The sequence below is a fragment of the Dokdonella sp. genome (assembly GCF_019634815.1).
Classification (GTDB): domain Bacteria; phylum Pseudomonadota; class Gammaproteobacteria; order Xanthomonadales; family Rhodanobacteraceae; genus Dokdonella_A.
Genome location: NZ_JAHCAP010000017.1, coordinates 1 through 13,104 on the forward strand (window position 1 = coordinate 1; position 13,104 = coordinate 13,104).

At 65.9% G+C, this 13,104-nt stretch carries 12 protein-coding genes; 4 read left to right on the plus strand and 8 right to left on the minus strand.

All coding sequences use genetic code 11. The features are described 5' to 3' along the window. Positions 1 to 385: 385 nt before the first annotated feature. The 6 genes from yeiP to KF759_RS09550 all read right to left on the minus strand — a co-directional run bounded on the left by yeiP (position 386) and on the right by KF759_RS09550 (position 6,367). Positions 386 to 949 (minus strand): elongation factor P-like protein YeiP, encoded by a 564-nt coding sequence (yeiP, locus tag KF759_RS09525; RefSeq protein WP_291224862.1) that lies wholly within the window; start codon positions 947 to 949, stop codon positions 386 to 388. Between the two features lie 69 nt (positions 950 to 1,018). Further along, positions 1,019 to 1,789 carry an SDR family NAD(P)-dependent oxidoreductase gene (locus KF759_RS09530; protein WP_291224863.1) on the minus strand — a complete coding sequence of 257 codons (771 nt, stop codon included), beginning with the start codon at positions 1,787 to 1,789 and terminating at the stop codon, positions 1,019 to 1,021. 91 nt (positions 1,790 to 1,880) lie between these two features. Continuing rightward, a complete protein-coding gene (locus KF759_RS09535) occupies positions 1,881 to 2,690 on the minus strand; it encodes a cyanophycinase (protein ID WP_291224865.1) in 810 nt (269 codons plus the stop codon). A 55-nt stretch (positions 2,691 to 2,745) separates the two neighbouring features. Then, positions 2,746 to 3,642, minus strand: a complete 897-nt coding sequence (locus KF759_RS09540; RefSeq protein WP_291224867.1) for a hydroxymethylglutaryl-CoA lyase — start codon at positions 3,640 to 3,642, stop codon at positions 2,746 to 2,748. Continuing rightward, positions 3,639 to 4,304, minus strand: a complete 666-nt coding sequence (locus tag KF759_RS09545; protein WP_291224868.1) for a hypothetical protein — start codon at positions 4,302 to 4,304, stop codon at positions 3,639 to 3,641. Before KF759_RS09545 ends, KF759_RS09540 begins: the two co-directional genes overlap by 4 nt. 62 nt (positions 4,305 to 4,366) lie before the next feature. Next, on the minus strand, positions 4,367 to 6,367 hold the full coding sequence (locus KF759_RS09550) for a biotin carboxylase N-terminal domain-containing protein (protein WP_291224870.1): 2,001 nt from the start codon (positions 6,365 to 6,367) through the stop codon (positions 4,367 to 4,369). A gap of 98 nt (positions 6,368 to 6,465) precedes the next feature. Between KF759_RS09550 and KF759_RS09555 the strand changes: the two genes are divergently transcribed. Further along, positions 6,466 to 8,058, plus strand: coding sequence for a sulfotransferase (locus tag KF759_RS09555; protein ID WP_291224872.1), 1,593 nt, complete (start codon positions 6,466 to 6,468; stop codon positions 8,056 to 8,058). 29 nt (positions 8,059 to 8,087) lie between these two features. Here the strand turns inward: KF759_RS09555 and KF759_RS09560 are convergent, their stop codons facing one another. Further along, positions 8,088 to 8,897 (minus strand): enoyl-CoA hydratase-related protein, encoded by an 810-nt coding sequence (locus KF759_RS09560; protein WP_291224874.1) that lies wholly within the window; start codon positions 8,895 to 8,897, stop codon positions 8,088 to 8,090. 144 nt (positions 8,898 to 9,041) lie between these two features. On the opposite strand from KF759_RS09560, the gene KF759_RS09565 reads away from it, so the two are divergent. From KF759_RS09565 to KF759_RS09575, 3 genes are read left to right on the plus strand one after another with little or no spacing between them, the layout of a single operon-like run. Further along, a complete protein-coding gene (locus KF759_RS09565) occupies positions 9,042 to 9,287 on the plus strand; it encodes a FeoA family protein (RefSeq protein ID WP_291224875.1) in 246 nt (81 codons plus the stop codon). Then, positions 9,284 to 11,131, plus strand: a complete 1,848-nt coding sequence (locus tag KF759_RS09570) for a ferrous iron transporter B (RefSeq protein WP_291224877.1) — start codon at positions 9,284 to 9,286, stop codon at positions 11,129 to 11,131. The genes KF759_RS09565 and KF759_RS09570 overlap by 4 nt, the downstream gene beginning before the upstream one ends. Continuing rightward, positions 11,128 to 11,439 carry a DUF6587 family protein gene (locus KF759_RS09575; protein WP_291224879.1) on the plus strand — a complete coding sequence of 104 codons (312 nt, stop codon included), beginning with the start codon at positions 11,128 to 11,130 and terminating at the stop codon, positions 11,437 to 11,439. Before KF759_RS09570 ends, KF759_RS09575 begins: the two co-directional genes overlap by 4 nt. A gap of 13 nt (positions 11,440 to 11,452) precedes the next feature. Here KF759_RS09575 and KF759_RS09580 read toward each other — a convergent pair whose 3' ends face one another. After that, positions 11,453 to 13,060, minus strand: coding sequence for a carboxyl transferase domain-containing protein (locus KF759_RS09580; RefSeq protein WP_291224881.1), 1,608 nt, complete (start codon positions 13,058 to 13,060; stop codon positions 11,453 to 11,455). Between the last annotated feature and the right edge of the window lie 44 nt (positions 13,061 to 13,104).

Sequence of the window (13,104 nt, forward strand, 5' to 3'; positions counted from 1 at the left end):
CATACGGACGTGAGTCGGTTCTCGCGTCGGCGCAGCGGAGGCTACCGAGGCCAACTTTCGGCGCAAGCCGAAATTCCCGAGCGCAGGGATACGGGACGAGCAGGCACGGACGCCAGTCGGTTCTCGCGCAAGCGAACACGGTCAGGACAACGCAAGACTTCGGCGCGAGCCGAAGCGCCCGAGCGCGCGGATGCGGGACGAACCGGCACGGACGCCCGTCGGTTCTCGCGAAAGCGAACACGACCAGGACGGCGCAAAACCTCGGCACCAGCCGAAATTCCCAACCGCAGGAATGCGCAACGAGCGCATTCGGACGTGAGTGGGTTGTCGCGACTGCGATCAAGATTGCGCCAGAGCAAAATCCCGATGCGCGCGGCAAAACGCGTCAGGCTCTACCGCCGAACTCACCCGTGGTCGTGCTCACGTAGACCTTTTCACCGGTACTGATGTACTCGGGAACGAGGATTTCGATGCCGGTCGACAGGCGCGCTGGCTTGGGACGCTTGGTCGCCGTCGCGCCCTTGAGTTCGGGTGCGGTGTCGACGACTTCGAGCACGACGTTCTGCGGCAGTTGCAGTGCGACGGGCACGCCGTCGATGAGCTGCACGTAGCAGTCCTCGATGCCGTCGACGAGATAGCCCGCGGCATCGCCGATCGCGGCGGCATCGAGCGTGTACTGGGTGTAGTCCTCGCTGTCCATGAACACGAAGGCTTCGCCGTCCTTGTAGGAAAAGCCGACTGCACGGCGCGTGAGTTCGGTTTCCTTGAGGTCGTCGTCGGCGCGCAGCGACAGGTCGAGTTTCTGTGCGCCTGGCACGCTGTACATGGTGAAACGGAAGGTGACGTTACCGCCGCGCCCTTGCGGCGAGCTGCGCTCGATGCCGCGGATTTGCCAGACCTTGCCGTCATGCTCGACGACGTTGCCCTTCTTGATTTCGGAGGCTTTCATGGGTGGGGTGATTCGTGCTGGGTGATGTGGTGCGCGCTGCGTGATTGCGGCGCGCGCGGGTGAATGTGCTTACTTCGGCGCCAGTCGCACCGCGCCATCGAGACGGATCGTGGTGCCGTTGAGATAGCGGTGGCCGATGATGTAGGCGACCAGGTCGGCAAATTCGGAAGCCTGCCCCAGGCGCGAAGGAAACGGAATCGAGGCCGACAGGGATTTCTGCACTTCGTCGGGCATGCCGTCGACCATCGGCGTCCAGAAGATGCCGGGTGCGATCGTCATCACGCGGATGCCGAAGCGCGCGAGCTCGCGCGCCATCGGCAGGGTCATGCCGACCACGCCGCCCTTGGAGGCGGAGTAGGCAGCCTGGCCGATCTGTCCTTCAAAGGCGGCGACCGATGCGGTGTTGACGATCACGCCGCGCTCGCCGTCCGGGCCGGCAGGGTTTTCCTGCATGACTGCCGCCGCGGCCTTGGCAACATTGAAACTGCCGACCAGATTGACCATGACCGTGTTCGAGAAATTCGAGAGCGGCATCGGCCCGTTCTTGCCGAGCACGCGGCCGGCACCGAGGATGCCTGCGCAGTTGATCGCGACGTTGAGTCCGCCGAGGAAGCCGCGCGCGGCGCTGATGTTGGCGGCGACGCCGTCCTCGTCGCTGACATCGGTGCGGAAGTAACGCACGTTTCCGTTGCCCAGTGCGGCAACCGCGGCCGCGCCCTTGTCATCGTTGAGGTCGAGCAGGGCAAGCTTGGCGCCATGCGCGACCAGATGCTGTGCGACCGCGTAGCCGAGCCCGGAAACCCCGCCGGTGATGACGGCTTTGACCTGATCGAGTTGCATGGGTGCACCTGCGGCTGGAAAAACGCCGATTCTAGCAGGCTGCGCGGAAGTATCCCGGCCGCGTCACGGCAGGGCGGCGTGCGCGAATCGGCTACAGCGTCTGGCGGAAATCCAGGTCATAGCGCGTGCCGCCGGGCAGTGCGTGCAGGCGCAGGTTGGTGATGCGGATCGGTGCGCCCGGTGCGACATCGGCGACATTCGAATCGGTCATCTCGCTCGGATCGAGCAGGGTCACGCCGCCTTGACCGACCACTTCGAGCACGTTGTCGGGGCCGATGATCGCCGAGGTGTCGGCATCGATGCCCAGACCGAGCGCGAAGGGATTGAGCGCGAGCGCGGCAAGCAGGCGACCGAGCCGATCACTCGCATGACCGCCCTGATCGATGATCACGCGATTGGTGAGCCCGAGGCCCGGCGCCAGTTGAACGCCGCCGTGGCGAGGCGTGGCGCCGGTTTCACCACGTGCGAGCATGTGTTCGCACAGCAGGGCAGCGGCTGCGCCGCAGCCGGCCACGGCCATGCCTTCGGCATTGCGCCGGCGCAACGAGCGTGCCAGCGGTGTGCCACCGATCAGGGTCGACAGGCGCAGCGGCTGGTCGGTTTGCAGCAGGGCGAGCTGGGCACCTTCGAGTGCGTCGAGCAGACTGCGTTGCTCGCAGTCGGCGCGTGCGCGCAGGGCCGCGCGCCAGACGTCGGCGGCACCGGCCGAACGCATTTGCATGCTCAGATCGAGATCGTCGTTCTCACCTTCGTCTCGCCGGGCGATCAGCACCACGCGTGGCTGCGGGCCGAGCAGTCCGAACACGCGGGCAAAGCTGCCGAGGCCGCTGTCGGACGGTGTCGCCTCGCCACTGGCGATGATCAGGCCGCGGGTGCGATCGGGTCCGAGTCTGGCCGGCATGGCAGCAGGTTCCGCAAAAGCCCGAGTATAGCCAGCGCCACGCGCCGCGGTGACCTCAGGCGCTGCGCGCGCGGGCCACGCGGCTGGAGGTCGCTCGCCCCAGCGCACCGCTCAGCCACAGGCCGGTTTCGATCAGCCGGGGCAGGTCGATGCCAGTGGCAATGCCCATGCCTTCGAGCATGTAGACGACGTCTTCGCTGGCGACATTGCCGGTGGCACCCTTGGCATACGGGCAGCCGCCGGTGCCGCCGACCGAGCTGTCGACCACACCGACGCCTTCCTCGAGACAGGCGAGGATGTTGGCCAGTGCCTGGCCGTAGGTGTCGTGGAAATGCACTGCCAGGGCGCTCATCGGTACCTCGCCCGCTACCGCGCGCAGCATCACGCGTGCCTTGCCCGGCGTGCCCACGCCGATGGTGTCGCCGAGCGAGATTTCATGGCAGCCGAGTTCGTGCAGGCGGCGCGCCACGCGCACCACCTCGCTCACCGGCACCTCGCCCTGGTACGGGCAACCGAGTACGGTCGAGACGTAGCCGCGCACGCGCACGCCATCGGCGCGCGCCTGCTCGAGTACCGGCAGGAAGCGTTCGATCGACTCATCGATCGAAGCATTGATGTTCTTGCGATTGAAGGCTTCCGAAGCGGCGGTGAAGATCGCGATGTCGCACACGCCGACCGCGCGCGCCCGTTCATAGCCCTGCAAGTTGGGTACCAACACCGGATAGGTCACGCCGTCGCGGCGCGTGATTCCTGCAAACACCTCGGCGGCATCGGCCAGTTGCGGCACCCATTTCGGGCTGACGAAGCTGGTTGCCTCGATCGTGCGCAGCCCGCTTGCGGAAAGGCGATCGATCAATTCGATCTTGGTTGCCGCGGGGATGATCGTCTTCTCGTTCTGCAGGCCGTCGCGCGCGCCGACCTCGACGATGCGCACGCTCGTGGGCAGGCTCATCGCCGCGACTCCGTTGCGGCCGTCTTGCGCAGCGAGCGCTCGAAATCCTGCAGGCTCTGGCTGCTGCGTTTGAAGAAGTAGGCCGGCTTGTCCTCGAACAGATCGTGACGCCGCACCGCATCGAGCATCTGCTGACGACCGCCACGGATGTAGACATGCAGGCTGTTGCGACCCTTGGCCACCGTGCCGTCGAGCTTGCCATCGATCACCAGTCGCGCGGCCTTGTTGCTGTCGACGTTGCGCAGTTCCAGGCGATCGCCGCGAATGCGGTACTTGGCGAAGAAATACGATTTCTGCGGAACCGGGTCGATGTCATAGGGCGGCGCGATGTCGCCGAGCGCACGCAGGGCGACATCGGTGACCACGACGTAGTCGTTGCCGCCCGCGTGCACGAAATTAACCGGAATCCTGGTGTGCTTGAGCGGGCCGCCCGCTTCGGGTTGCTCGAACAGCGTGAGGGCGCAGGCTTCGTCGACATGCATGCCGGTTTCATGGCGCTCGCCATCGGCCCGGCGCCCGTCGTCGTCGGCGGAAAACCACAGGCCCTTCCAGGCGGTATCGCAGGTCTCTATGTTGTCGCCCAAAGGCGATTCGAAGCGTGTCTCCACGCAGCCGCCGAGCAGCACGCAGGCAAGCAAGGCAATCCAGGCGAGCTTGGGCATGGGTGATTCCCTGAGCGGAAACGAGGAATGCCGATTCTACCTGTATGGGGACGCGACTCGCTTCAGGCCTCCAGCCGTACCAGCACCGCATCGGCATCGACGAAATCACCGGCTGTGGCCTGCATCTCGGCAATCTTGCCCGCGCGCGGCGCCTTGAGACTGAGTTCCATCTTCATCGCCTCCATCACCAGCAATTCATCGCCCTCGGTCACTTCATCGCCCGCCGCGGCCTTGACCAGCACGATGCGCCCCGGCATCGGCGCGAGAACGCGATCGCCGCTGCCGCTGGCGGCCGGCGTCCAGGCAAACGCGGGCGCGTGCGCAAACGCGTGGCGGCGGGTGCCATCGTGGACGATCAGGCCGTGATGATCGAAGGCGACCTGCCAGCGCCGCACGAGTCCATCGATCTGCGCGCTGAGGCAGCCGTCAGCCAGGCGGGCGTTCTCGACGCGCGCCGCCAGCCCGGCGGTTTCGAGTCGATAGTTGCCGTTTGCTCCGAAGGCGGCGATCTCGACGCGCTCACCGCGCTCGAGCAGTGCCACGATGCGCTTGCCGCTGTGACCCACGCGCCAGGCATCGGCGCGCGCCCAGGGTGAGTGCGGGTCGGCCGTGGCGGCGGCCTCGCGCGGCGCCTGCGCTTCCTGCTGCAACAGCCAGGCACTGGCCGCGGCAAAACGCGCGGCAGGGTCACTGGCGCCGGCGCCGACGAATTCGTCGAGGCTGCGGTCGAGATAGCCGGTGTCGATGCGGCCCTCGACGATCGCCGGATGGCGCACCAGACGTTCAAGGAAATCGATGTTGGATTTGGGGCCAATCACGGCGCAGGCCGCGAGCGCCTCGCGCATGCGCAGCAGTGCCGCCTCGCGGGTTTCGTCCCAGACGATGAGTTTGGCGATCATCGGGTCGTAGAAAATCGTGACGGTGTCGCCGTCGATCACGCCCGAATCGATGCGCACATGCGGCGAGGGCGCAGGCAGGCGCAAAGTCTCGAGCTGACCCGATCCGGGCAGGAAGCCGGCCTCGGGATCTTCGGCATACAGACGCAACTCGATCGCGTGACCGTGCTGCGGGATCGCCTTGTTGCGCACCAACGAGGCAGGCAGGGCTTCGCCCGCGGCCACGCGCAGTTGCAGTTCAACCAGATCAAGCCCAAGCGTCATTTCGGTGACTGGATGCTCGACCTGCAGGCGCGTGTTGATCTCCATGAAATGGAAATCGCCATTGGCGCCGACGATGAATTCGACCGTGCCCGCGTTGACATAATCGAGCGCGCGGGCGGCAGCGATCGCGGCATCTCCCATCTTTGCGCGCAGCTCGGGCGTCACGAAGGGCGAGGGCGTTTCTTCGAGCACTTTCTGGTAGCGACGTTGGGCCGAACACTCGCGTTCGTTGAGGTGGATGACATGACCGTGGCTGTCGCCGAACACCTGGAACTCGATGTGGCGCGGATGCTCGATGTAGCGTTCGAGCAGCACCCGATCGCGGCCGAAGGCGTTTTTCGCTTCGCGTTGACAGCTTTCGAGGCTGGCCGCGAACTCTTCCGCCTTGCGCACGATGCGCATGCCCTTGCCGCCGCCGCCGTAGGCGGCCTTGATCATCAGCGGATAGCCGATGCGCTGGGCTTCGCGCGCGAGCAATGCCGGGTCCTGATTCTCGCCGGTGTAGCCGGGCACGACCGGCACGCCACGCGCGGCCATGAGCTCCTTGGCCCCGGCCTTGGAGCCCATCCGGCGCATCGAATCGCCCGACGGCCCGATGAAGATGAGCCCGGCCGCGGCCACCGCATCGGCGAAATCGGCATTCTCGGACAGGAATCCGTAACCGGGATGGATTGCCTGCGCGCCCGCGGCCTTGGCTGCTGCGATGATCGCATCGCCGCGCAGATAGGAATCAGCGGGACGCGGACCGCCGATCGGCACCGCGCAGTCGGCCTGGCGCACGTGCTGCGCATGGGCATCGGCTTCGGAGTACACGGCAACGGTCTCGATGCCGAGCCTGCGGCAGGTGCGAATCACGCGGCAGGCGATCTCGCCGCGATTGGCAATGAGAATGCGTTTGAACATGCGGGATTCCGGCTGCTCGATGCCGGTGATGATAGGCGATCGCGGGCGCGGCGTGAGATTCCTGTCCTCGCTGCGCTACTGCGCTAGCATGCGCGGTGATGACCCTGCCCGCCGTTGAAGCCAATCGTGCCGTAGTGAAGCCGGAACTTGCGCGGCAGCTTGCCGAACTCCAGGGGCAGCCATCATCGGTCTGGCTCGATCATGTGCGTGAGTTGGTGTTGGCAGCGGATCTCGACACTGCCGCAAACCTGCTTGCGACAGCCGTGACGAGTTTGCCGTTCGATGCGCAGATTCAGCTGGCGCAGGCGGGTGTCATGCGCCTGCGTGGTGAGGTGGCGAGTGCGGAGCAGGTACTTCGGGAGCTGCTCGTTCGCGAGCCTGCGCACTTCGCGGCGGCATTCGAACTGGCGAATCTGCTGTCCACGCGCGGCGCACGCAAGGCGGCAGGTGAAGTCCTGCGCGCAACTCTGACCCGCATGCCACAGGGCGCCGATCTGGCGATGCGGGCGGCCAAACAACTGGCGGACTGGGGCGACAAGGCCGCTGCGGTCGAGATCGCCGAGGCAGCGATCTCGGCAGGTGCCAACGAGCCGATGCTGTGGCTCTATCTTGCGGCGCTGCAGGGCCAGCTTGGCGCCTTCGAGCGCGCGCGTGCGTGTTATCTCGCGGCGATCGAGCGTGACCCGCGGATGCTCGAGTTCGGCGCGGCCTACGGTCTGGTGACGGTCGCGCGCCATGTCGACCGCGGGCATCCGGATCTCGCCCGTCTGCGTGACTGGCTGGCGCTGCCGGAGCTTGGCCAGGCCGCCCGCGCATCCTTGTTGTTCGCGCACGGCAAGGTGGCTGACGACCTCGGCGATTTCACTGCAGCGGCCGCGTACTTCCGCGAGGCCAATACCCTGATTGGTGCACGAGGTTGGTCATGCAAGGCCTGGCGCAGAGTCGTCGAAGCCAGACTTGGCGCCGCGCCTGTGCCCGCGCGATCCCCCGCGGCGGACGAGCCGACCCCGATCTTCATCGTCGGCGCGCCGCGTTCGGGTACGACGCTGGTCGCCGAACTGCTGGGGCGCTCGCCGCAGACGCGCAATCGCGGCGAACTCGACTGGTTGCCGGCGATCGCCGACGAGCTCGCGCGTGCGGCCAAGGTCGATCGCTCGCTGCTGGATGCGATGGCTGCGCGTTATCTCGACCGTTTGCGCGATGAAGATGCGCAGACGCGCTGGTTCATCGACAAGCAGCCACTCAACTTCATGCATCTGGACCTGATCGGCAGCTTGTTTCCACAGGCGATCGTCATTCATTGCCATCGCAACAGCCGCGACACGGCGCTGTCGATCTGGAGCCAGCATTTCGAATCGCACGACTATCGCTTTGCCTACGATTTCGGCGACATCGCTTGCGTGTTCAAGGGCTGTTCACGCCTGCTGGCCAAGGCCAGGCGCCACTCTGCAGCGCGAATCCTGGAGGTGCGCTATGAGGCGCTCGCGCGCGAGCCGCAGCGCACGGTCGACGCACTTGCCGCTGCAATCGGGCTCGACGCCTTTGAATGCAGCGCACCGCAGGACGCGATTGCGGCGATCGGCACGGCGAGCCTGTGGCAGGCGCGCCAGCCGGTCTATACGCGTTCAATCGGGCGTTGGCATGCCTATGCGGCTGCGGTGCCCGAGCTGCTGGCGTTCGCCGACGATTGACTGGCGCCCGCTTGCGGCGGCGAGCGCATTCAGCCGCGCGTGCCGGTGGAGGGTTCCAGCCAATCCGCCGGACGCTTGTCGAGGAAGGCGCCGATGCCCTGTTGACCCTCGGCCGAGACGCGCAGACGCGCGATCAAGGCCGCATTTTCGGCGTCGATGCGTTTGGCTGCCTCGGACTCCATGCCGGCCATGCGCATGGCGAGTTGTTTGGCTTCGCGCTGCGCAAGCGGGCCGCCCTTGAGCAGGAAATGCAGGCAGCGGTCGATGCTGTCTTCGAGCTGTGCCGAAGGTACGGCTTCGTGCAGCAAGCCGATGCGTGTCGCGGTCGCTGCGTCGAACACCTCACCACTGATGAACAGGCGACGTGCCTGACGCAGGCCGATCGCGGCGACCACATAAGGCGAGATCACTGCGGGGACGAGACCGAGCTTGACTTCCGAGAGCGAGAATTTGGCGGTGTCGATGCCGATTGCGATATCACAGCAGGCGACCAGGCCGACGCCCCCGCCGTAGGCCGAACCGTTGACGCGTGCGAGCGTCGGCTTGCGCAGGAAGTTGAGCGTGCGCATGAGTTCGGCCAGCCGCAGTGAATCAGCGCGATTGTCGGATTCGCTGGCCGCGGCCATGCCACGCATCCAGTTGAGGTCGGCGCCGGCCGAGAACGAACTGCCCGCGCCCGTGAGCACCACCGCACGTACCGCGGGATCGTTTTCGCAGTCCTTGAGCGCGGCGGTCAGGGCGGCGATCAAGCCGTCGTCGAAGGCGTTGTGAACCTGCGCGCGATCCAGCGTCACGGTGGCAATGCCGGACTGGGTGCGGACTTGGATCGAATCGGTCATGGCGGGGCGCTTCAGGTGAGAATCACCGTACATGATAGCGGTTCGTGACAGCCTGCCCGGCGCACGAACGGACACAGTCAGGGCAATCCCGGCGAATGCGGAATCCGCTACAATGCGAACAATTCTTGTTTGCGCTCAACTCCGATGCGACTCTCCGAACTCGGCAAAGGTCATGACGCGGTCGTCGCGCGCGTGGAAGCCGCACATCCCGACGATGCGGTCGCGCGGCGCCTGAACGAACTGGGCTTCGTCGCCGGCGAGCCGGTGCGGGTGGTGGCGATCGGGCCGATCGGGCGTGATCCGATGCTCGTGCAGATCGGTTTCACGCGCTTTGCGCTGCGCCGCCCCGAAGCCGCACGCGTGGTGCTCGTCGAGGGCACTCCGGCATGAACGCCGCGGCGCCTGCGCTGCACATCGCTCTGGTCGGCAATCCCAATTGCGGCAAGACCGCGCTGTTCAATCGATTGACTGGCGGCCGCGCCAAGGTCGCCAACTATGCCGGCGTGACGGTCGAGCGCAAGGAAGGCCGGCTGCTCACGCCCGCGGGACGCGCCGCGCGCGTGCTGGATCTGCCCGGCGCCTACAGCCTTGATGCGACCAGCCCCGACGAGATGATCACGCGCGATATCTGCGCAGGTCGTCACGCCGACGAGGCCGCGCCCGACTTGATCGTGTGCGTGCTCGATGCAACCAATTTGCGTCTGCACCTGCGCTTCGTGCTTGAGCTCAAGCGGCTGGGTCGGCCGATGGTGGTCGCGCTCAACATGATGGATGTCGCGCGCAAGCGCGGCATCGACATCGATGTCGATGCCCTGCAGGCGGCACTCGACCTTCCGATCGTCACTACCGTGGCGGTCAAGCAGGGCGGCGCGGCGGACTTGCTCGCGCAGCTCGATGTCCAGGTGGCGCAGCCGTCCGCGGCCCCCGATCCAACGGTCGATCTGCATGCGCAGGTACGCAGCCTGCTCGCGGCAGCGGTGAAAATGCCGCGTGCCACGTCGATCATCGACGACGGCATCGATGCGGTGGTGCTGCATCGGGTCGGCGGATTGGCAATCCTCGCCGCCGTGATGTTCCTGATCTTCCAGGCCGTGTTCAGCTGGGCGGCGCCGCTGCAGGATGCGGTCGCGGCCACGGTGGCGATCTGTGGCGATTGGGTCGGCGGCCTGCTCACGTCGATGCCGCTGCTGCAAAGCCTCGTTACCCACGGTATTTTCGCGGGATTGGGCACGGTGCTGGAGTTCCTGCCGCAGATCCTCGTGCTGTTCCTGTTCATCCTCCTGCTCGAGGAATCAGGCTACCTGCCGCGTGCTGCGTTCCTGCTCGATACCTTGATGTTTCGCGTCGGCCTGACCGGACGCGCCTTCATTCCGCTGCTGTCGAGTTTCGCCTGCGCGATTCCCGGGATCATGGCGACGCGCAGCATCGCTGATCCGCGCGATCGCCTGACCACGATTCTGGTCGCGCCGCTGATGACCTGTTCGGCGCGACTGCCGGTGTATACCTTGCTGATTGCCGCCTTCATTCCACGCCACGACGTGCTGGGCGTGTTCAATCTGCAAGGCGTCGTGTTGTTCGTGCTGTATTTCGCCGGCATTGCCAGCGCGCTGGTGGTGGCGTGGGTGATCAAGCGCCTGCGGCGCGATCGCAGTGAGCACACCTTGCTGATGGAACTGCCGTCTTACCGCGTGCCCGATCCGCGCAGCATCCTGCTCGGCCTGTGGGAGCGCGCGCTGATCTTCCTGCATCGCGTCGGCGGCATCCTGCTGTCGTTGACGGTGTTGCTGTGGTTCCTGTCGAGCTTTCCGGCCCCACCGCCCGATGCCAGCCTGCCGCCGATCGACTACAGCCTCGCCGGCCAGATCGGCCGCTGGATGGACCCCGTGTTCGCGCCGATCGGCTTCAACTGGCAGATCTGCGTCGCCCTGATTCCCGGATTGGCGGCACGCGAAGTCGCGGTGTCGTCGCTGGCGACCGTGTATGCATTGTCGGCGACCAGCGAAGAGGCTGCCGCGGCCGCGCTCGGCACCGCGATCGCCGCGCAGTGGTCGCTGGCCACCGCGTTGTCGCTGCTGGCGTGGTATGTGTTCGCGCCGCAGTGCATGTCCACGCTCGCGGTGATCCGTCGTGAAACCAATTCCTGGCGCAATGTGTGGATCGCGGCCGGCTATCTGTTCGCGCTCGCCTACCTCGCCTCGCTGCTCGTTTATCAGCTCACGGTGGCACTGACATGAGCGTCGCCGGCGTGGTGCAGGCGACGATCATCGGCGCGCTGCTGGCCTGGAGTGTTTGCAAGATCGCCGGCAAGCTTGCGCCGCAGACCATGCGTCGCCTGCAGGCACGCCTTGCCGATCTGCTTGCGGGAGCATGGGCGCCGATGTGGCTGCGAACGCGCGCCGTGCACTGGCAACCGCGCAGCACGCAAGGCGGCAGTTGTGCCAGCAGTTGTTCGAGCTGTGGCGGCTGCGAGATGGCGACGCGCGTCGATCCACTTGCCCCGCAAGTCTTGCAGTTCCGACCGCGGCAAACGCGCGACGCCTGAGCCGGCGCCGCACCTACATGCGGAACACGCCGAAGCGGCCGGGCTCGATCGGCGCATTGAGCGAAGCAGAAATCGCCAGGCCGAGCACGCGGCGGGTGTCGACCGGATCGATGATGCCGTCGTCCCACAGGCGCGCCGTGGCGTAGTAGGGGTGTCCCTGATGCTCATACTGTTCGCGGATCGGCGCCTTGAAGGCTTCTTCCTCGTCCTTGCCCCAATGCTTGCCCGCGGCCTCGATGCCATCGCGCTTGACCGTGGCAAGCACGCTTGCGGCCTGCTCGCCGCCCATCACGCTGATGCGTGCATTGGGCCACATCCACAGGAAGCGTGCGCCATAGGCGCGACCGCACATCGCGTAGTTGCCTGCGCCGAAACTGCCGCCGACGACGACGGTGAATTTGGGTACGTGCGAGCAGGCGACTGCGGTGACCATCTTGGCGCCGTCCTTGGCGATGCCGGCTTGTTCGTACTTCTTGCCGACCATGAAGCCGGTGATGTTCTGCAAGAACACCAGTGGCACGTTGCGCTGATTGCACAGTTCGATGAAATGGGCGCCCTTGAGCGCGCTCTCGGCAAACAGGATGCCGTTGTTGGCGACGATGCCGACCGGGTAGCCCTCGATGTGGGCGAAGCCGGTGATCAGGGTCTTGCCGTAGCGTGCCTTGAATTCCTGCAGTTCGGAGCCGTCGACGATGCGCGCAATCACTTCGCGGATGTCGAAGGGCTTGCGTGTGTCGGCAGGCACGCAGCCATAGAGTTCGCTCGCTGCATGCAACGGTTCGCGCGGCTCGCCCAGGGCGAGAGTGATCTGCTTGCGACGGTTCAGGTTGGCGACGATTTCGCGCGCCATTTCCAGTGCATGCGTATCGTTTTCGGCGAAGTGGTCGGCCACACCGGAGATCGCGGTATGCACGTCGGCACCGCCCAGTGTTTCGGCATCGACGATTTCACCGGTGGCGGCCTTGACCAGCGGTGGACCGCCGAGAAAGATCGTGCCTTGTTCCTTGACGATGATCGTCTCGTCACTCATTGCCGGCACATAGGCGCCACCCGCGGTGCAGGATCCCATCACCACCGCGATTTGGGGGATGCCCAATGCGCTCATGCGCGCTTGGTTGTAGAAGATGCGGCCGAAGTGCTCCTTGTCGGGGAACACCTCGTCCTGCAGGGGCAGGAAGGCGCCTCCCGAGTCGACCAGATAGATGCAGGGCAGGCGGTTCTCGAGCGCGATTTCCTGCGCGCGCAGATGTTTCTTCACCGTCATCGGGAAATAGGTGCCGCCCTTGACCGTGGCGTCGTTGGCAATCACCAGCACTTCACCACCTTGCACGCGACCGATGCCGGCGATCAGGCCCGCGCAGGGCGCGGCACCGTCGTACATGCCGTGAGCGGCCAGCGGTGAAAGTTCGAGAAAGGGCGACCCCGGGTCGAGCAAGGCGCGGATGCGCTCGCGCGGCAGCAGCTTGCCACGCTCGGTGTGCTTGCCGCGCGCCTTCTCGCCTCCGCCCTGCGCGGCCTTGGTTAGTTCCACGCGCCAGGCTTCGGTGGCCGTTCTGAGTTGGGTCGCATTGGCCTGGAACTCGGGAGAACGCAGGTCGAGCGTGGATTGGATGACGGGCATGGGACGCGATCACGCAGGCGGAAAGACCCCGATGGTAGGCGATG